General features: G+C 69.1%; 17 protein-coding genes and 2 rRNA genes (1 of these 19 cut by a window edge). 16 read left to right on the forward strand and 3 right to left on the reverse strand.

The window, feature by feature from the left end; all coding sequences use genetic code 11:
- The 10 genes from OHB13_RS20965 to OHB13_RS21010 all read left to right on the forward strand — a co-directional run.
- Nucleotides 1–1,233, forward strand: a 23S ribosomal RNA gene (locus tag OHB13_RS20965); it begins 1,890 nt to the left of the window's first position.
- A gap of 78 nt (nucleotides 1,234–1,311) precedes the next feature.
- Nucleotides 1,312–1,428 (forward strand): 5S ribosomal RNA (gene rrf / locus OHB13_RS20970).
- A 68-nt stretch (nucleotides 1,429–1,496) separates the two neighbouring features.
- Nucleotides 1,497–2,141: an HAD family hydrolase gene (locus OHB13_RS20975; protein ID WP_328378123.1), complete on the forward strand. Its 645-nt coding sequence runs from the start codon at nucleotides 1,497–1,499 to the stop codon at nucleotides 2,139–2,141.
- Nucleotides 2,142–2,182: 41 nt separating this feature from the next.
- On the forward strand, nucleotides 2,183–3,445 hold the full coding sequence (locus OHB13_RS20980) for an MFS transporter (RefSeq protein ID WP_328378124.1): 1,263 nt from the start codon (nucleotides 2,183–2,185) through the stop codon (nucleotides 3,443–3,445).
- Complete coding sequence (locus tag OHB13_RS20985; RefSeq protein ID WP_328378125.1) at nucleotides 3,396–4,571, forward strand: acetoin utilization protein AcuC; 1,176 nt, start codon at nucleotides 3,396–3,398, stop codon at nucleotides 4,569–4,571. Before OHB13_RS20980 ends, OHB13_RS20985 begins: the two co-directional genes overlap by 50 nt.
- Before the next feature lie 121 nt (nucleotides 4,572–4,692).
- Nucleotides 4,693–5,508 (forward strand): phosphatase, encoded by an 816-nt coding sequence (locus OHB13_RS20990; RefSeq protein ID WP_266854610.1) that lies wholly within the window; start codon nucleotides 4,693–4,695, stop codon nucleotides 5,506–5,508.
- A 130-nt stretch (nucleotides 5,509–5,638) separates the two neighbouring features.
- Nucleotides 5,639–5,851: a helix-turn-helix domain-containing protein gene (locus tag OHB13_RS20995; protein ID WP_164266407.1), complete on the forward strand. Its 213-nt coding sequence runs from the start codon at nucleotides 5,639–5,641 to the stop codon at nucleotides 5,849–5,851.
- A 131-nt stretch (nucleotides 5,852–5,982) separates the two neighbouring features.
- On the forward strand, nucleotides 5,983–6,081 hold the full coding sequence (locus OHB13_RS21000) for a 30S ribosomal protein bS22 (protein ID WP_003948845.1): 99 nt from the start codon (nucleotides 5,983–5,985) through the stop codon (nucleotides 6,079–6,081).
- A gap of 168 nt (nucleotides 6,082–6,249) precedes the next feature.
- Entirely contained in the window at nucleotides 6,250–7,344 is a 1,095-nt protein-coding gene (locus OHB13_RS21005) for an NAD-dependent epimerase/dehydratase family protein (RefSeq protein ID WP_266854608.1), read from the forward strand.
- 1 nt (nucleotide 7,345) lies between these two features.
- Entirely contained in the window at nucleotides 7,346–8,419 is a 1,074-nt protein-coding gene (locus OHB13_RS21010) for a lysophospholipid acyltransferase family protein (RefSeq protein WP_328378126.1), read from the forward strand.
- A 124-nt stretch (nucleotides 8,420–8,543) separates the two neighbouring features.
- Here the strand turns inward: OHB13_RS21010 and OHB13_RS21015 are convergent, their stop codons facing one another.
- The 3 genes from OHB13_RS21015 to OHB13_RS21025 all read right to left on the reverse strand — a co-directional run bounded on the left by OHB13_RS21015 (nucleotide 8,544) and on the right by OHB13_RS21025 (nucleotide 12,163).
- Nucleotides 8,544–9,749 (reverse strand): DUF5667 domain-containing protein, encoded by a 1,206-nt coding sequence (locus OHB13_RS21015; protein WP_266854604.1) that lies wholly within the window; start codon nucleotides 9,747–9,749, stop codon nucleotides 8,544–8,546.
- A 251-nt stretch (nucleotides 9,750–10,000) separates the two neighbouring features.
- Nucleotides 10,001–10,780 (reverse strand): ECF subfamily RNA polymerase sigma factor, BldN family, encoded by a 780-nt coding sequence (locus OHB13_RS21020; protein WP_266854602.1) that lies wholly within the window; start codon nucleotides 10,778–10,780, stop codon nucleotides 10,001–10,003.
- Between the two features lie 420 nt (nucleotides 10,781–11,200).
- Nucleotides 11,201–12,163 (reverse strand): HAD family hydrolase, encoded by a 963-nt coding sequence (locus OHB13_RS21025; protein ID WP_328378127.1) that lies wholly within the window; start codon nucleotides 12,161–12,163, stop codon nucleotides 11,201–11,203.
- A 229-nt stretch (nucleotides 12,164–12,392) separates the two neighbouring features.
- Here OHB13_RS21025 and OHB13_RS21030 point away from each other — a divergent pair, with 229 nt between their 5' ends.
- The 6 genes from OHB13_RS21030 (at nucleotide 12,393) to hemB (ending at nucleotide 19,046) form a co-directional block, all read left to right on the forward strand.
- Nucleotides 12,393–12,674 (forward strand): glutaredoxin family protein, encoded by a 282-nt coding sequence (locus OHB13_RS21030; protein ID WP_328378128.1) that lies wholly within the window; start codon nucleotides 12,393–12,395, stop codon nucleotides 12,672–12,674.
- A gap of 341 nt (nucleotides 12,675–13,015) precedes the next feature.
- Complete coding sequence (locus OHB13_RS21035; protein WP_266854598.1) at nucleotides 13,016–13,831, forward strand: redox-sensing transcriptional repressor Rex; 816 nt, start codon at nucleotides 13,016–13,018, stop codon at nucleotides 13,829–13,831.
- Complete coding sequence (locus OHB13_RS21040; protein ID WP_328378129.1) at nucleotides 13,828–15,360, forward strand: glutamyl-tRNA reductase; 1,533 nt, start codon at nucleotides 13,828–13,830, stop codon at nucleotides 15,358–15,360. Before OHB13_RS21035 ends, OHB13_RS21040 begins: the two co-directional genes overlap by 4 nt.
- A complete protein-coding gene (gene hemC / locus OHB13_RS21045) occupies nucleotides 15,357–16,313 on the forward strand; it encodes a hydroxymethylbilane synthase (protein ID WP_266854594.1) in 957 nt (318 codons plus the stop codon). Before OHB13_RS21040 ends, hemC begins: the two co-directional genes overlap by 4 nt.
- Nucleotides 16,310–17,968 carry a bifunctional uroporphyrinogen-III C-methyltransferase/uroporphyrinogen-III synthase gene (locus OHB13_RS21050; protein ID WP_328378130.1) on the forward strand — a complete coding sequence of 553 codons (1,659 nt, stop codon included), beginning with the start codon at nucleotides 16,310–16,312 and terminating at the stop codon, nucleotides 17,966–17,968. The genes hemC and OHB13_RS21050 overlap by 4 nt, the downstream gene beginning before the upstream one ends.
- An 82-nt stretch (nucleotides 17,969–18,050) precedes the next feature.
- Nucleotides 18,051–19,046: a porphobilinogen synthase gene (gene hemB / locus OHB13_RS21055; RefSeq protein ID WP_328378131.1), complete on the forward strand. Its 996-nt coding sequence runs from the start codon at nucleotides 18,051–18,053 to the stop codon at nucleotides 19,044–19,046.
- Nucleotides 19,047–19,111: the final 65 nt, after the last annotated feature.

The following is a 19,111-nucleotide window of genomic DNA, read 5'->3' on the forward strand; positions in this document are numbered from 1 at the left end:
CAAAATGCCCCCGTAACTTCGGGAGAAGGGGGCCATTCCTGGTGATTGGATTTACTCCATGAGCTGGGGGTGGCCGCAGAGACCAGCGAGAAGCGACTGTTTACTAAAAACACAGGTCCGTGCGAAGCCGTAAGGCGATGTATACGGACTGACGCCTGCCCGGTGCTGGAACGTTAAGGGGACCGGTTAGTGACCTTTCGGGGTTGCGAAGCTGAGAACTTAAGCGCCAGTAAACGGCGGTGGTAACTATAACCATCCTAAGGTAGCGAAATTCCTTGTCGGGTAAGTTCCGACCTGCACGAATGGCGTAACGACTTCTCGACTGTCTCAACCATAGGCCCGGTGAAATTGCACTACGAGTAAAGATGCTCGTTTCGCGCAGAAGGACGGAAAGACCCCGGGACCTTTACTACAGTTTGATATTGGTGTTCGGTTCGGCTTGTGTAGGATAGGTGGGAGACTTTGAAGCGGCCACGCCAGTGGTTGTGGAGTCGTCGTTGAAATACCACTCTGGTCGTGCTGGATGTCTAACCTCGGTCCGTGATCCGGATCAGGGACAGTGTCTGATGGGTAGTTTAACTGGGGCGGTTGCCTCCTAAAGAGTAACGGAGGCGCCCAAAGGTTCCCTCAGCCTGGTTGGCAATCAGGTGTTGAGTGTAAGTGCACAAGGGAGCTTGACTGTGAGACCGACGGGTCGAGCAGGGACGAAAGTCGGGACTAGTGATCCGGCAGTGGCTTGTGGAAGCGCTGTCGCTCAACGGATAAAAGGTACCCCGGGGATAACAGGCTGATCTTCCCCAAGAGTCCATATCGACGGGATGGTTTGGCACCTCGATGTCGGCTCGTCGCATCCTGGGGCTGGAGTCGGTCCCAAGGGTTGGGCTGTTCGCCCATTAAAGCGGTACGCGAGCTGGGTTTAGAACGTCGTGAGACAGTTCGGTCCCTATCCTCTGCGCGCGTAGGAATATTGAGAAGGGCTGTCCCTAGTACGAGAGGACCGGGACGGACGAACCTCTGGTGTGCCAGTTGTCCTGCCAAGGGCATGGCTGGTTGGCTACGTTCGGAAAGGATAACCGCTGAAAGCATCTAAGCGGGAAGCCTGCTTCGAGATGAGTATTCCCACCCCCTTTGAGGGGTTAAGGCTCCCAGTAGACGACTGGGTTGATAGGCCAGATGTGGAAGCCCGGTAACGGGTGGAGCTGACTGGTACTAATAGGCCGAGGGCTTGTCCTCAGTTGCTCGCGTCCACTGTGTTAGTTCTGAAATAACGAACGACCGTGTTGTATCCGGTGTTGGTTAATTTCATAGTGTTTCGGTGGTCATTGCGTTAGGGAAACGCCCGGTTACATTCCGAACCCGGAAGCTAAGCCTTTCAGCGCCGATGGTACTGCAGGGGGGACCCTGTGGGAGAGTAGGACGCCGCCGAACAATTTTTAGCCTCAACCCCGAGCTGTAATGGCTCGGGGTTGAGGCATTTTTGCGTTTATGGTCAGGGTATGCGCTACGACCTGGTCATCTTCGACAACGACGGCGTCCTTGTGGACAGTGAGCCGATCTCCAACACCATCCTCGCGGGGTACCTGACCGAGCTGGGGCACCCCACGTCGTACGACGAGTCCGTCCGCGACTACATGGGTGCCGCCGTGCACCGGGTGCACGACACCATCCTGGAGCGGAGCGGACAGCGGCTCCCCGACGACTTCGACGAGGTTCTGCACGCCCGGATCTTCGCCGCCTTCCAGACCGAACTGCGGCCGGTCGCCGGCGTCACCGACGTGCTCGGTGAGCTGGTCGCCCAGGGCGTCCCGTACTGCGTCGCCTCCTCGGGCACCCACGAGCGGATCCGGGTGGGACAGCGGGCGACCGGCCTCGACGAGTGGTTCGAGGACGAGTGGATCTTCAGCTCGCAGGACGTCGGCCGGGGCAAGCCGGCACCGGACCTGTTCCTCCACGCCGCCCAGCAGATGGGCGTGGCCGCCGAGCGGTGCGTCGTCATCGAGGACAGCCCCCTCGGGGTGGCGGCCGCCCATGCCGCGGGGATGGATGTGTACGGGTTTACGGCGATGACTCCCGCCGAGCGGCTCGCCGGGGCGAACGGCTTCTTCTCGAATATGTCGCAGCTGCCCCAACTCCTTGCCTGATCCATCTACCCACGGGTAGGCGAGGGGCCTACTGTGCCGCCATGACGACAGATGTTCGCCTGCGGCACGGCCGGGCCTCTCTGGGGCTCAGCTTCTTCGCACAGGGCGCCGCATTCGCTCTCCTGGTGACGCGGATCCCCGCCATCCAGGACCGTTACGGGATATCCGACGGCCTGCTTCCCGTCTTCCTCGCCGCGGTTCCGGTCCTCGCAGGCGTCAGCAGCGTCGGCACCGAGCAGCTGGTGAAGCGGGTGCGGCCCTCGGCCGTGCTGCGCTGGGCGCAGCCCGTGGTGCTGCTGGCGCTCCTCGGTGCCGCGGCCGGCACCGAGCTGTGGCAAGCGGCGGTCTCGCTGGGGGTGTTCGGGCTCGCCGTGGGCGCGTTGGACGCCTCCATGAACATGCTGGGGGTGAGTCTCCAGCGGGCCTACGGGCGCAGCATCATGCTGGGGTTCCACGCCGCGTACAGCCTCGGCGGGATCGCCGGTGCCTCGCTCGCCTGGGTCGGGGCGCACTGGCATCTGTCACTGCTGACCTCGTACTGGCCGGTGGCCGTGGTGCTGCTGCCTCTCTGCCTGGTGGGGAGCCGGTGGTACGCGGACGCACGGGAGGCCGACGGGCCGACCGCCGCGGCGGGTGGGGGCGTTGAGGCGGTTGGTGGCGCTGGTGGTGCCGGTAGTTCTGGTGGGTCTGTCGTCTTCAAGATGCTGCTGCCGCTCTGTCTGGTGATGGCCTTCACCTACATCGGCGACTCGACCGTCTCCAACTGGAGCGCCAAGTACCTTCAGGACGTACTGGGGAGCTCCGAGCAGCTCTCCACCGTCCCGTACAACGTCTATACGGTCACCACGCTGATCGGCCGTGCGGTCGGGGACTTCGGGGTGCGGCGCTTCGGTGCGGTGGCCGTGGTGCGGTTCGGGTCCGTCGTCGCGGCTGTCGGGTTCGGTGTGGTCGCCGCCGCGACCGGTCCCTGGGTGGGGCTGCTCGGGTTCATGGTGCTGGGCTTCGGGCTCTGTGTGATCGTGCCGCAGACCTTCGCGGCCGCCGGGCGGATGTTCCCGCACGCGTCCGACGCGGCCATCGCCCGGCTCAACATCTTCAACTACGTGGGGTTCCTGGTCGGCTCGCCGCTGGTGGGTGCGATCGGTGACGCGTGGAACTACCGGGGCGCGATGCTCGTCCCGATGGTGCTTGTGCTGGCGAGCCTCGTGTACGCCCGCTCGTTCGGTGCAGGCGACGCCCGATACGGTGTCCGGCATGAGCGGCCGCCGACTGTTGATGTGGGACGAAGCAGTAACGAGGTATGACTTCGGGCCCGGCCATCCGATGGATCCGGTGCGGCTCGCACTGACCATGGGGCTGGTCCGGGCGTACGGACTGGACAGCGCGGTCGACGTCGTCGCCGCCAGACCGGCCGGGGAGTCGACCCTGCGCCTGGTGCACCGGGCGGACTATCTGGACGCGGTGCGGGCGGCGTCGGCGGATCCGGGGGCCGCGGACATCTCGTACGGTCTGGGGACCCCTGACGACCCGGCCTTCGCCGGGATGCACGAGGTCTCCGCGCTGATCGCCGGGCAGTCGGTCGGCGCGGCCGAGGCGGTGTGGCGCGGTGAGGCGGACCACGCGGTGAACTTCTCGGGCGGGCTGCATCACGCGATGCCGGGTGCGGCCTCCGGGTTCTGCATCTACAACGACGCCGCTCTGGCGATCGCCCGGCTGCTCGAACTGGGGGCGGAGCGGGTCGCGTACGTCGATGTGGACGTGCACCACGGGGACGGGGTGCAGGAGGCGTTCCGGGACGATCCGCGGGTGCTGACCGTCTCGCTGCACGAGCACCCCCGGACGCTCTTTCCCGGTACGGGCTTTCCGACCGAGACGGGCGAGGGCGCGGGCGAGGGGTCGGCGGTCAACCTGCCGCTGCCGGCCGGGACCGGGGACGCCGGGTGGCTGCGGGCGTTCCACGCGGTGGTGCCCGAGCTGCTCGCGGACTTCCGGCCGCAGGTGCTGGTGTCGCAGCACGGGGCCGACACACACTTCGAGGACCCGCTGGCTCATCTGGCGGTCTCGCTGGACGCGCAGCGCGCGGTGCAGGTCGCCTGCCACGAGCTGGCGCACGAGTACGCGGACGGCGGGCGCTGGGTGGCGCTCGGCGGGGGCGGTTACGCGGTGGCCGACGTCGTACCGCGGTCCTGGACGCATCTGGTGGCGATCGCGGGGCACGCCGAGATCGATCCGGAGTCGGTGATCCCGCCGTCCTGGCGGGACGAGGTGTACGCGCGGACCCGGGGCGTGGGGCCCGCGCGGATGACGGACGGGCGGTGGCCGGTGGCCTGGCGGTCGTGGGACGCGGGGTACGACCCGGCGGACCGGCTGGACCAGGCGGTGCTGGCTACTCGGCGGGCGGCGTTTCCCTTGCGGGGGATGCTGGCTTAGGAGGTGCGGTGGGGTTGCGCCCCGGCGGCCGTGTGGTGGCCTTGTGGGGGTGTTACGCCAACTGTGCCGCATATCCCCCGTTCCGGCCCGCCCGCGCGGTCATTGCGGCACGATCGGCAGGGTGTTGACCACCGGCGCCCTCCGAGCGCATCTGCTGGCGGCCAGGCTGGCCGGGCCCGTGGCTACCCCGCGGGAGGTGAGTCTGCGCAGTTACCGGCTCTTCGCCGCGCGCGATCCGCGGGTGACTCTCGGCATCCATCCTGAACGGGTCTGGGGCGAGCGGGAGTTGCTCGGTCTGATGGCCGAGCGGTGCGGGGTGTCCGCGGACCCGGGCCATGTGTCGGGGCCCGATGTCATCGACCCGGAGCGGACGCTGGCCGCGCTCGACGCGTTCGCCGTGCGGCTCGGCGAGGCTGTGGCGCGTGGTGCCAATGTGCTGTTCGGGACCGGGCATCCGCATCGGCTGCTCGGTTTCTACGCCGCGCTGGCAGACGCCTTGTCGGCGGCCGGATGTACTGTCCTCACCCCCGCGCAGGGCCGCAGTGTCGACATAACGACCCGGTTCGGCGTACGTACGCACCTTCTGGAGTACGTACGGGGAGTCGCGCTGATGCGCGAACCCGGCGTGCGGCTGCCGGGAAGTGAGCCCGGCGCACACACCCATTCCCCGCTGCCCGTCCGGGTCGCGCTGGAGGCCGCCGCAGGGGGCTCGTACGGCCTTCCCGGGCTGGTCGTCGGCGACCACGGATGGGTCTGCGGGGCAGGTCAGCTGGGGGTTGAGGCCATCGGGCTCGCCGACACCGACGATCCCGCGCTGTTCGTGGGTGAGGCGGAGGGCCGGGTGTCCGTCGCCGTTCCGCTCGACGATGCCGTGCGGCCGGACTACTACCGGCCGCTCACTCGCTATGTACTCAATCGGGCGCTTCTGCCCCAGTAGGGAAGGGGCTGTTACTCCTCTTCCCCACTCGTATCACCCGCACCTAGTCTGGTGAGTGAGCGCGCCACGACGAAGAGTCACCGGAAGGGGAAGCCGGTGCCCCGTCGGGTGCGGAAGGTTCAGGTGGGTCATGGCTGCTGGGAGTGAGAGGCCTCTCAACGAGGTCAGGTTCCTGACCGTGGCGGAAGTCGCCTCGGTGATGCGAGTGTCCAAGATGACCGTGTACCGGCTGGTGCACAGCGGTCATCTGCCGGCGATCCGGGTGGGCAGGTCCTTCCGGGTCCCGGAGCAAGCAGTGCACGCATACCTTCGCGAGTCCTTTGTGGGGGTCCAGACCGCCTAGTGGGGTCCGGTCGAGTCCGGTGGTTCCCCTCGGATTACGTCCCTCACTCGGCGGCAGGTAGGCTAGGCCGACGTAGGTCGTGTGGGCCCAGACGCCCCGCACCGAGTGAAGAGAAGTGAGCGAGGGTAGTCGTGGGCTCTGTTATCAAGAAGCGGCGCAAGCGGATGGCTAAGAAGAAGCACCGCAAGCTGCTCAAGCGCACCCGCGTTCAGCGTCGCAACAAGAAGTAAGCGGCAGCTGTACGTGGTTCTGAGGCCCTCCCGCCAGCATGGTGGGAGGGCCTCTGCGCGTTCCTGCGGGTAGATTTCCGATGACTTCACGCAGCGCATCATCAGTACAGCGCGATATCGAGCCGCTACCGTGGCCCGTACGGGAGTCCGAATGGGAAGGCGCTGATCTTGGGCAAGGTCGTGCTCGTCACCGGAGTGGCCCGGCAGCTCGGAGGCCGGCTCGTGCGCCGCATACTGCGGGACGCCGAGGTGGACCGGGTGATCGCGGTGGACATCGTGGAGCCGGCGCACGGACTGGGCGACGCCGTCTTCGTACGGGCGGACATCCGCCAGCCCGCCATCGCCCGGGTACTCGCCGAGTACGACGTCGACACCGTCGTGCACATGGATGTCACCGGCACCCCGCTGGGCACCGGCGGCCGGACGACGGTCAAGGAGACCAACGTCATTGGCACCATGCAGCTGCTCGGTGCCTGCCAGAAGTCGCCGGCCGTCCAGCGCCTGGTGGTCAAGTCCAGTACCAATGTGTACGGGTCGGCGCCGCGCGACCCGGCCGTCTTCACCGAGACGACGCCCCCCAAGTCCCTGCCCAGCGGCGGCTTCGCGAAGGACGCGGTCGAGGTCGAGGGTTACGTACGGGGCTTCGCCCGGCGCAGGCCCGATGTGGCGGTCTGTGTCCTGCGCTTCGCGAACATCCTGGGGCCGAGCACGGATTACCCGCTCGCCGAGTATCTGTCGCTGCCGGTGCTGCCGACCGTGTTCGGTTACGACCCACGGCTCCAGTTCGTCCACGAGGACGACGTCATCGACGTACTCCGCCTCGCGCTGGGCGAACCACCGCGCGGGACGCTCAACAGCGGCACCTTCAACATCGCGGGCGACGGTGTGCTGTTGCTCTCACAGTGTTCGCGGCGGCTCGGCCGGCCGACGGTGCCGGTGCTGCTGCCCGCCGTGAACTGGGTCGGCTCCGCGCTGCGGACCGTCGGGGTCACCGACTTCTCGCCCGAGCAGATCCGGCTGCTCACCCACGGCCGGGTCGTCAGCACGGCGCAGATGCGCGAGACGCTGGGCTTTGTACCGAGGTACTCGACGGCCGAGACCTTCGAGGACTTCGCGCTCAGCCGGGGGGACGGCCTGCTGCCGCCCCGGGCGTTGGCGCGGGCGGTCGACCGGGTCGCTGCCTTCGCCGAATCCGTCGGACCTGCCGGACCCGCCGCCCGGCCCGTGATCCCCGCCCACTCCGTCAGCAAGGAGCGCATCTGACATGGCCGATGCCAAGGTCATCCCCTTCGGCGACGAGCCGAGAGCGAGGCGGAACAGGAACGGCAAGACCGCCAAGCGGTCCGGGGCGCGCGGCAGGGCTGCCGCGGGACCGCTCGCGCCCGTACCGGAGCAGCAGACCGGACCCGAGGCGTCCGCGGGGCCGGCCGAGCCGGCCGGGGAGGGGGAGCCGTTGCAGGACGCTCCTGTGCAGGGCCCGGCGGGCCGCGCGGAGACCACCGACTGGGACCGGCGGATCGCCGGCGGGCTGGCCTTTCTGCGGCGGCGGATCACTGGTGAGTACGACGTCGACGAGTTCGGGTACGACAAGGAACTCACCGACCAGGTGCTGATGTCGGCGGTGCGGCCGCTGTACGAGAAGTACTTCCGCGTCGAGGTGAAGGGCATCGAGAACATCCCGTCGGACGGCGGGGCGCTCGTCGTCGCCAATCACTCCGGGACGCTGCCGCTCGACGGGCTGATGCTCCAGGTCGCCGTCCACGACCACCACCCGGCGGAGCGCCATCTGCGGCTGCTCGCGGCGGATCTGGTCTTCATGCTGCCCGTCATCAACGAGCTGGCCAGGAAGGCCGGGCACACGCTGGCGTGCGCCGAGGACGCGGAGCGGCTGCTCCAGCGCGGCGAGGTCGTCGGGGTGATGCCCGAGGGGTTCAAGGGGATCGGGAAGCCGTTCTCCGACCGGTACAAGCTCCAGCGCTTCGGGCGGGGCGGCTTCGTGTCGACCGCGCTGCGGGCCGGGGTGCCGATCGTGCCGTGCTCGATCGTCGGGGCGGAGGAGATCTACCCGATGATCGGCAACGCGAAGACGGTGGCGCGGCTGCTGGGCTTCCCGTACTTTCCGGTCACACCGACGTTCCCGTGGCTGGGGCCGCTGGGTCTCGTGCCGCTGCCGACGAAGTGGACCATCCAGTTCGGTGAGCCGATCCCGACGGACGGGTTTCCCGCGGAGGCCGCTGAGGACCCGATGCTGATGTTCAACCTGACGGACCAGGTGCGGGAGCAGATCCAGCACACGCTGTACAAGCTGCTGGTGCAGCGGCGGTCGGTCTTCTTCTGACGCTGACTTCTTCCGAGCAGAAAAGTGCCGGGCCCGTGATCTTTCGGGCCCGGCACTTTCCTGTACTGGTACTGCGGCTTACTGGTACTGCTGGCTCTACTGGTACTGCTGCTGTCTCTCCGTGCTACTGGGCGTCCTCGCCGTCGATGCCCAGGCCCGGAAGCAGGCCGGGGAGCAGCGGGGGGAGAGTGACGTCCGGTGCGGGCTTGGTGCCGTCGCCGGACTTGCCCGTGCCTTCGGATGAGGACGATCCGCTGCTGCTCTTCGGCGGGTCGAGGAGGCCGCCCGTGCTGCCGCCGATCAGGCCCTGATCGGCCTTGCCGCTCTCGGAGCCGGAGGGCTCCGGCCGGGCGTTGCCCTGGCTGTGGTGGCCGGGGGCTGCCGAGGTGGGTCCGGAACGGTCGGTCCCGGGTGTGCCCGGCCTTGAGGTGCCCGGGTGCCCAGGGGTACGGGCGGCGGGTGTGCCGGGGGTGCGCGGCAGCTGCGACTGGAGCGGGCCTACCTCCTGGTCTATGGCGTCGAAGACCGAGTTCACCTGGTTTCCCACGTCGTGGAGCTGGACGGGCAGCCGGCCTCGGAGCTTGCTCCAGGCCTCCCGGTGCGAGCGGGAGAACGAGGAGAGTGTCTGGATCGGGCCGAGTGCCCCGTTCCTCGCGTACGCCTCGTGCAGCAGCCGGTGTCCTTCTCCGGCGTCGTGGTTCATGCCGTTCAGTGCGCGTCTGACTTCGCCCAGTTGCTCGTGGTCGAGCCGGCCCGCCCGGTCGCGCTCCATGAGGCGGCGTGCCTCCTGGAGACGGGTGGAAGCCTGGTCGAGGTAGATCTGGCCGCGGGCGGCATCGTCGTTCGCCATTCCCAGCTTGAGATCTTCCATGCCGCGCTTCAGCCCGTACAGCGAATCACCGGGGAGGGCGTCGGAGCTGGCAGCCGCGACGCCGCTGAAGGCTCCGGCTGCGACGCCGACGGTGAGTCCGCCCGCAGCGAGGCCCTTCGACCAGCGGGAGCGGGGGCGCAATTTCCGGAGCGGGGACGCCCGGTGGGCGCCTCGGCCGGTCCGCTGTTCGGGCACCTGAGGGCCCTCGGACACACCTCCCCCCGCGAGCATCGTCTCCATGGCGGCGACGAGCTGGGCTCGCTGCACCACTTTGACCTCAGGATCCAGCTGTGGTTTCGGTAGCTCTTCGAGCCCGGTCACCAGGGCCAGCAACTGCCCTTGTGCGCTCGGGTCGGTGGGAGCTTCGGGCTGGTCGGCCGCCGAGCCCTGGAGTGTCTGCTCCTCCAGGGCCTGGGCGAAGGCGTTCGCCCGCCGGTGTGCCGAAACTTGTCCGATCACTGGCGGCACCTCCTCTCGTCATGACGATCGACTCCCCTCGGGGTCCGGAAGGTTGCCCACCTTGAGTGCTTCCACTCGATCGGGTGAGTACCTGCGGGCGTGGCTTGACCACAGGGAGCCTGCATCCCACTCAACGAGCCGCACAGCACTTGGGTTACGGACGAAGGATGATCGGACCGCAGTGTCATGAGCCCATGACTGACGGTGAGTTGTGCGCTGACGGTGAGGTGTGCACTGTCGGTGAGTTGTGATCAGCGCGCGTCATCGGGGAGGAGCCGGGCCAGCGTGCGCACGGCCCGGTACTGGAGCGTCTTGATGGCGCCCTCGTTCTTGCCCATGGCCCGTGCCGTCTCGGCCACGGAGAGCCCTTGCAGGAAGCGCAGGGTCACGCACTCCTGCTGCTGTGGATTGAGCTTCCGTACGGCTTCGAGCAGGGCGGCGTTGGAGAGGGACTCCAGGACGGAGTCCTCCGGACTGCGCTCGACCTCGTTGGCGTCGAGCATTTCGCCCGTGGTCACTTCGAGCCGGAAACGGCTCGACTTGAAGTGGTCGGCGACCAGGTTCCGGGCGATCGTGACCAGCCAGGCGCCGAAGTCGCGCCCCTGCCAGGTGAAGGTGGAGATACGGCGCAGAGCGCGCAGGAAGGTCTCGCTGGTGAGATCCTCCGCCGTCGCCTTCCCTCCGACGCGGTAGTAGATATAGCGGTAGACCGTGTCGCTGTACTGGTCGTAGAGCCGCCCGAAGGCGTCGGCCTCGCCGGCCTGAGCTCGTTCGACGAGGTCCATCATGCGTGCGCTGTCGCTGTCGGCCGCAGGCCGACGGGCGGTGGACGTGCCGGTGCCGCCACGGCTGCGTCTGCCGACCGCCGCGCCCGCACCGCTCTCGGCGAGGGCATAGCAGGGGCCGGCGGGCGCGGCTGTGGCAAATGCGGGGACGGCGTACGCGGTGGGGACGAAGCCGCGCAGCTGGTCAAAGACCGTTGCGCGCAGCGTAGCCAGGCCCGAGGCGTCAACCCCGACGTGTGGGTACACGGGACTCCCAGAGGCAGAGCTTCCATCACGTGCAGTGCTGGATGATTCACTCGACGTGATGGCGAGTGAGGTCCGGTATGCGTCTGAGGAGAATAACGCTTCGTACAGGCAGTGCTACACCCAGTTGCTCAAATCATCGATTACGTCGCTTCTGTTACGTCTACACGTCGGATCAAGTAGCACTTCGTGACCGTTTATTGATCGGATAGCCTCACGATCCGCTTGATTGAGGGGTCACTTGTGCGCGAGTCGCCGGAACGGGACTGGCGGCGGGCGCAGGGGGGTAAGAAGTTCGATTCGCCCGCGCTTCTCGGAGTGGCGAGGCGGTGCAGAGCTGTTGACGTTCCGGTCAGCGGTGCCTGACGTACTGATGATCGAGGCGCGAGCCGGTGATCTGCCCGCGCGCCGGTGCCGTGCCGCTCAGTGGCGGCGGCGGTGCAGGGCGACCGCGGCGGCGGTGCCGCCCGCCAGTGCGCCGACCCCGGCAGCGGCCGGGATGCCGACCCTGGCCGCCTTGCGGCCGGTCCGGTAGTCGCGCAGCCGCCACTCGCGCTCGCGGGCGTAACGGGCCAGCTTGGCGTCGGGGTTGATCGCGTACGGGTGGCCGACGAGCGAGAGCATCGGGATGTCGTTGTGTGAGTCGCTGTACGCGGCACAGCGGGCCAGGTCGAGATTCTCGGCGGCGGCGAGCGCCCGTACGGCCTCCGCCTTCGCCGGGCCGTGCAGCGGCTCGCCGACGAGGCGGCCGGTGTAGACGCCGTCCATCGACTCCGCCACGGTGCCGAGCGCTCCGGTCAGGCCGAGGCGCCGGGCGATGATCGTCGCGGTCTCCACGGGGGCGGCCGTGACCAGCCAGACCCGCTGGCCCGCGTCCAGGTGGGCCTGGGCCAGGGCGCGGGTGCCCGGCCAGATGCGGTCGGCCATGTACTCGTCGTAGATCTCCTCGCCGATGGACATCAGCTCGGACACACGGTGGCCCTTGACGATGGACAGGGCGCTCTCCCGGGCGTCCTGCATATGGTCGGGGTCCTCGACGCCGGCCAGCCGGAACCAGGCCTGCTGCCAGGCGAACCTGGCCAGCTCGCGCCGCTCGAAGAACTTCCTCTTGTAGAGGCCGCGGCCGAAGTGGAAGATCGCGGCGCCCTGCATCACGGTGTTGTCGAGATCGAAGAAGGCGGCGGCCAGGCTGTCGCCCGCGACGGGGAACTCGGGCTCCGGGGTGGCCCCTTCGCCGGCTGTGCCGGTTTCGCCGACTGTGCCGGACCCGGCCGGTACCGGCTCCTGCGAGGACTTCCGGGCTGCTTCGGCTGCGGCCTCGCCTGCCAGCACGCTGCGTGCTGTTGCCGAGCGCCTACGAGGGGTGAGCCATCCCAGTGCGGCCATGGTGCGAGCATAGCCAGTTCGGTGAAGCATTCCTCACCTGACGGAATGCGGCGGAGTGAACTCTGGTGTACGGACGGCTCCCGTGGCGGTGGCCGGGCCTGGACCGGGGGCGGGCCGCCCGCGGGAGCTGATGCGGAATGTGTGGGCCCGGGTGGGGGAGATCGGGCGGTGGGGAGCGTACGGCGGGGAGAGGCGGGGGGTGAGACGGAGAGGGGCGGAGAATGGGGGTATGAGTCCTCTGTTCCGCCGCAGTGCCGGTCAAGGAAATCCCGCCGAGCGGGTCGTCACTCTGGTCGGGAAGCCCGGGTGCCATCTCTGTGACGACGCGCGCGCCGTGGTCTCCGCGGTGTGCGGAGAGGTCGGTGCGGCGTGGGAGGAGAAGGACATCACTCAGGACTCCACGCTCAACGACGCGTACTGGGAGCAGATTCCGGTCGTACTCATCGACGGGGAGCAGCACACCTTCTGGCGGGTCGACCCCGACCGCCTCCGCCGCGCGCTGCGTTCCTGACGTTCCTGAGGGGGTCAGGACGGATGGCGGGCCGGGAGGCGGGTGACCGGTCCGCGCGGAGCCTCTCGCGCAAAAGACAGCTACCATCGTGGGCGATTTGAGCGGTCTCGGGGGCGTAAGCGTGAGGAGTGTGTGCGGTTTTGTCCCCTTTGGGATCTCAACGCATCGGACCGGTCAGTGGTTCCGTCAATGTGCCGCCGAAGTGCGTGACCCCGGTCACTTTGCACGGACAAAACGGACACTATCTTTGTGCACGCGTTCACAAAGACATAGCCTGCATTCGACGGGGCGGTCCTGCTGGATGTGGCCGCCTGCAGCCTCGCTCATCCCGCAGGAGCACCGTGGCAACTGGCCGAACTCACCGACCGGCGACCCGTAGCCGAGGAATCCCCGAGGCCACCGTCGCCCGACTTCCGTTGTATCTCCGCGCCCTCACCGGGCTGTCGGAGCGCTCCGTACCCACGGTTTCGTCCGAGGAGCTCGCAGCCGCTGCCGGAGTCAACTCCGCGAAGCTGCGCAAGGACTTCTCCTACCTGGGTTCGTACGGGACCAGGGGCGTCGGCTACGACGTCGAATATCTCGTATACCAGATCTCGCGTGAGCTGGGTCTCACCCAGGACTGGCCGGTCGTCATCGTCGGTATCGGTAACCTCGGCGCCGCGCTCGCCAACTACGGCGGATTCGCCTCGCGTGGATTCCGGGTCGCCGCGCTGATCGACGCCGACCCCGCCATGGCCGGAAAGCCGGTGGCCGGGATCCCCGTCCAGCACAGCGACGACCTCGAAAAGATCATCTCGGACAACGGCGTCTCCATCGGCGTCATCGCCACCCCCGCGGGTGCGGCGCAGCCGGTCTGTGAGCGGCTCGTCGCCGCCGGTGTCACCTCGATCCTGAACTTCGCCCCCACCGTGCTCTCGGTGCCGGAAGGCGTCGACGTACGCAAGGTGGACCTCTCCATCGAGCTGCAGATCCTGGCCTTCCACGAGCAGCGGAAGGCCGGTGAGGGGGCGCTCGCCGACCCCGACACCGACGCACCCCCGGTGCGGGGCGCCGCGCACGCGGCCAGTGCGGCCGCCGCCGCGCACACCGTGAACGCCCGCACCGCCCCCGACCGGAAGGGACCCGACGGGGACATGCCCGCCGTGATGCCGGCATGAGTCTTCTGGTCGTCGGAGTCAGCCACCGCAGCGCGCCCGTCAGTGTGCTGGAGCGTGCGGCGCTCTCCGCTGATGCGCAGGCCAAGCTGTTGCAGGACACGCTGGCCGCCGAGCCCGCTGCCGAGGCCGCGACGCTCGCCACCTGCAACCGCATCGAGCTGTACGCCGACGTGGACAAGTTCCACGCGGGCGTCGCCGAGCTGTCCACGCTGCTCGCGCAGCACTGCGGCGTCGGGCTCGAAGAGCTCACTCCCTATCTTTATGTGCACTACGAGGACCGGGCCGTCCACCACCTCTTCTCGGTGGCGTGCGGGCTCGACTCCATGGTCGTGGGCGAGGGCCAGATCCTCGGCCAGATCAAGGACGCTCTCGCGCTCGGCCAGGAACTGCACACCGCAGGGCGGCTGTTGAACGATCTGTTCCAGCAGGCCCTGCGGGTCGGCAAGCGTGCGCACAGTGAGACCGGCATCGACCGGGCCGGGCAGTCGGTCGTCACCTTCGGCCTCGAACAGCTCGCCGGTGGCACGGATGTGGCCGGCTGGGCCCGGGGCAAGCGCGCCCTGGTGATCGGCGCAGGCTCCATGTCCTCGCTGGCCGCCGCGACGCTGGCCCGCGCGGGCGCCGGGGAGATCATCGTCGCCAACCGGACGCAGGCGCGTGCGGAGCGGCTCGCGGAGATCCTCGGCGGCGCCGGGGTGACCGCTTCGGCCGTTCCCATGGACGCCGTCGACGGGGAGCTGGCCCGCGCCGACCTCGTCGTCTCCTGTACGGGGGCGACCGGTCTCGTACTGACCGCGGAGTCCGTGGCCCGGGCACTCGGCGAGGAGTTCACCCCTGCGGAGCCGGTGGTCGAACCCGTCCCCGACGTGCCCGCCGACGCCACGGCCGCCACCGCAGCCGCCCGCGCGGTCGACGCGCTGGAGCAGCACGGCGCCTGGGCCGGTACGGCAGGAACTGCCGCCGTCCCCCGTCCGGTGCGCCGTATCGCCGCCGCCGACGGAGCCGCGCCGCGGCTCGCCCTGCTCGACCTGGCCATGCCGCGCGACATCGACGCGGCGGTCCACCGCATCAGCGGTGCGCGCCTGGTGGACATCGAGTCGCTGGCCGACGCGTCCGCCGACGCCCCGATGGCCGCAGATGTCGACGCCGTACGGACGATCGTCTCCGACGAGGTCGCGGCGTTCGGCGCCGCCCAGCGGGCCGCCCACATCACTCCGACCGTTGTCGCCCTGCGCACCATGGCCGCCGGCGTCGTCGCCGGTGAGATCGCGCGGCTCGACGGACGCCTTCCCGACCTGGACGACAAGGAGCGCGCCGAGATCTCGCAGACCGTGCGCCGTGTCGTCGACAAGCTCCTGCACGCGCCCACCGTGCGGGTCAAGCAGCTCGCGAGCGAGCCCGGCGGCGCCGGGTACGCGGACGCGCTGCGGGAACTCTTCGACCTCGACCCGCTGACGGTCGCGGCCGTCAGCAGGGCCGATCTGACCGACCTGAGCAACACAGACGTCAAGAACCGAGGGCGGGCATGACCGATGCCTTGAGGCTGGGGACCAGGCGCAGCAAGCTCGCCATGGCGCAGTCAGGACAAATCGCCGAGGCGGTGCGGCAGATCACCGGTCGCCCCGTGGAACTCGTCGAGATCACCACGTACGGGGACACCTCCCGTGAGCACCTCGCGCAGATCGGCGGGACCGGTGTCTTCGTCACCGCCCTGCGCGATGCGCTGGTGAGCGGCGAGGTCGACTTCGCCGTGCACTCGCTGAAGGACCTGCCCACCGCCGAGCCGGACGATCTGGTGCTGGCCGCGATCCCGGTCCGCGAGGACCCCAGGGACGTGCTGATCGCGCGGGACGGGCTGACCTTCGAGCAGCTGCCGGACGGCGCCCGGGTGGGCACCGGCTCACCGCGCCGGATGGCGCAGCTCAACGCGTACGCCCGTAACCACGGGATACGCATCGAGACCGTGCCGATCCGCGGCAACATCGACACCCGCATCGGATTCGTCCGCAGCGGGGAGCTGGACGCGGTGGTTCTCGCCGCGGCCGGGCTCCACCGTGTCGGCAGGGCCGGCGAAGTGACCGAGTACCTGCCGGTCGACATCATCTTGCCCGCCCCCGGCCAGGGGGCCCTGGCGGTCGAGTGCGCGGCATCCCGCGCTGATCTCGTCGCCCAGCTCGCAGAGCTCGACGACCCGTACACCCGGGCCGCCGTGACCGCCGAGCGATCCCTGCTCGCCGCCTTGGAGGCCGGTTGCAGTGCGCCTGTTGGTGCACTGGCCGACGTCCTGGCCGACGGGCAGGCTGTCACCGAGATGCGCCTGCGCGGTGTCGTCGGCTCGACCGACGGCTCCTCGCTGGTGCAGCTGTCCACCACCGGTCCCGTACCCACGTCGCACGAAGGCAACGAGGCGCTCGGACGCGAACTCGCGTCCGAGATGCTGGCCAAGGGTGCGGCCGGTCTTATGGGGGAGCGAGCACGATGAACCCCACCTCGAACCTGCCAGCCGCCCTTCCCGCGCACGGGCACGTCACCTTCCTCGGTGCCGGACCCGGGGATCCGGGACTCCTCACACTGCGCGCTGTCGAAGCGCTCGCGAGTGCGGACGTACTGATCGCCGAGCCGCATGTGCTCGACGTCGTACGCAGCCATGCGAGAGCGACCGTAAGCACGCCTCAGCTGACGGTTGTTGACGAAGCGTCAACAGCCGCCGGGATCCCGGCCATCCGAGATGCGGGCAATCTTGTCATGGAGGCCGCACGGGGTGGCAGGCGGGTCGTCCGTGCTGTCACCGGGGATCCCGGACTCGACGGAAACTCCGGCGAGGAGATGCTCGCCTGCGCCTCGGCGGGCATCCCGTTCGAGGTCGTCCCCGGCGTCTCGACGGCGGTGGGCGTCTCCGCGTACGCCGGTGTACCGCTGCGGGACGCGCAGGGCACCGACGTCCGCTTCGTCGACGCCCGTACGGCATCCGACCGCTGCTGGAGCGAGGTCGGCGCGAGCGACGCGACCGCGGTCGTCTCCACGACGCTCGACACGGTCGGCGCCGCCGCCGGTGAACTGGTCGCGGCGGGCCGCAAGCCCGACACCCCGATGTCCGTCACCGTCGCCGGCACCACCACCCGCCAGCGCACCTGGTCCGCGACGCTCGGCACGGTCGCCCAGGTGCTCAAGCAGGCCAAGGTGCTCCCGTCGCCGGACGGACACCAGCCGGTCATAGCCGTGGTCGGCGAGCGCAGCTCGGCCGCCCGGCGCGACCAGTTGTCGTGGTTCGAGTCGAAGCCGCTCTTCGGGTGGCGGGTGCTCGTTCCGCGTACGAAGGAGCAGGCGGCCTCGCTCTCCGACCAGCTTCGTTCGTACGGCGCCGTGCCGCACGAGGTCCCCACCATCGCCGTCGAACCGCCGCGCACCCCGCAGCAGATGGAGCGCGCGGTCAAGGGCCTGGTCACGGGACGCTATGAGTGGATCGCCTTCACCAGCGTGAACGCCGTCAAGGCGGTCCGGGAGAAGTTCGAGGAGTACGGGCTCGACGCCCGTGCCTTCGCGGGGATCAAGGTCGCCGCCGTGGGCGAGCAGACCGCGGCCTCGCTGGTCGAGTTCGGCGTCAAGCCCGACCTCGTGCCGAGCGGTGAGCAGTCGGCCGCCGGTCTGCTGGAGGACTGGCCGCCGTACGACCCGGTCTTCGACCCGATCGACCGTGTCTTCCTGCCGCGCGCCGACATCGCCACCGAGACCCTGGTGGCCGGGCTCATCGAGCTGGGCTGGGAGGTCGACGACGTCACCGCGTACCGCACGGTGCGTGCGTCGCCGCCGCCGGCCGACACCCGTGAGGCGATCAAGGGCGGCGGTTTCGACGCGGTCCTCTTCACCTCTTCGAGTACGGTCCGCAACCTCGTGGGGATCGCGGGCAAGCCGCACAACGTGACGGTCATCGCCTGTATCGGTCCCGCCACGGCCAAGACGGCCGAGGAGCACGGGCTGCGGGTGGACGTACTCTCTCCGGAGCCCTCGGTGCACAGACTCGCGGAGGCGCTCGCCGAGTTCGGCGGGCAGCGCCGCGAGGCGGCCCGGGAGGCGGGCGAGGCGGTCACCCGTCCCAGCGAGCGCCGTCCGGGCGGTCGCAGGCGACGCACCACCTAGGGTCTTCGGGCCCTGTCCGGGTGCCGGGGGGACCACAGCGCGAAGAGCCGAAGAACCGAAGAGTTCGAAGAGGTAACTGAGGATGACTGTGTACGGATCTTTCCCCGGCGCCCGTCCGCGGCGGCTGCGCACCACCCCGGCGATGCGCCGCATGGTGGCCGAGACGCGGGTCCACCCGGCCGATCTGATCCTGCCCGCCTTCGTGCGGGAGGGGATCGGGGAGCCGGTGCCGATCACGACGATGCCCGGTGTTGTCCAGCACACCCGTGACACCCTGCGGAAGGCGGCCGTCGACGCCGTCTCCGCCGGGGTCGCCGGGATCATGCTCTTCGGAGTCCCCGAGGACTCCAAGAAGGACGCCATCGGCACCGCGGGCACGGACCCGGAGGGCATCCTCCAGGTCGCCCTGCGCGATGTGCGCGCCGAGGTCGGCGACGACCTGGTGATCATGTCCGACCTGTGCCTCGACGAGTTCACCGACCACGGTCACTGCGGGGTCCTGGACGAGTCGGGCCGGATCGACAACGACGCGACGCTTGAGCGGTACGCCGAGATGGCGCAGGTCCAGGCCGACGCGGGCGCCCATGTGGTGGGCCCCAGCGGCATGATGGACGGCCAGGTCGGCGTGATCCGGGACGCGCTGGACACGATCGACAAGGAGGACGTGTCGATCCTCGCCTACACGGTGAAGTACTCGTCCGCCTTCTACGGTCCTTTCCGCGAGGCCGTCGGCTCCTCGCTGCGGGGCGACCGCAAGACGTACCAGCAGGACCCGGCGAACGCCCGGGAGGCGCTGCGCGAGCTGGAGCTCGACCTCGCCGAGGGCGCCGACATGGTCATGGTCAAGCCGGCCGGACCGTACCTGGACATCCTGGCGAAGGTCGCGGAGTCGGTGTCCGTGCCGGTGGCCGCGTATCAGATCAGTGGTGAGTACGCGATGATCGAGGCGGCCGCGGAGAAGGGCTGGATCGACCGGGACAAGGCGATCCTGGAGGCCCTGACCGGCGTCAAGCGGGCGGGCGCGAACATGATCCTCACGTACTGGGCGACCGAGGTCGCGGAGTGGCTCGGGCACTGAGCTGAGCCGCGCGGGCGGCGGCGCGCGGCGGGCGCCGCCGTTCGCAGCGGGGTGCCTCCGCCCTC

The sequence above is a fragment of the Streptomyces sp. NBC_00440 genome, from assembly GCF_036014215.1.
Lineage (GTDB): Bacteria > Actinomycetota > Actinomycetes > Streptomycetales > Streptomycetaceae > Streptomyces.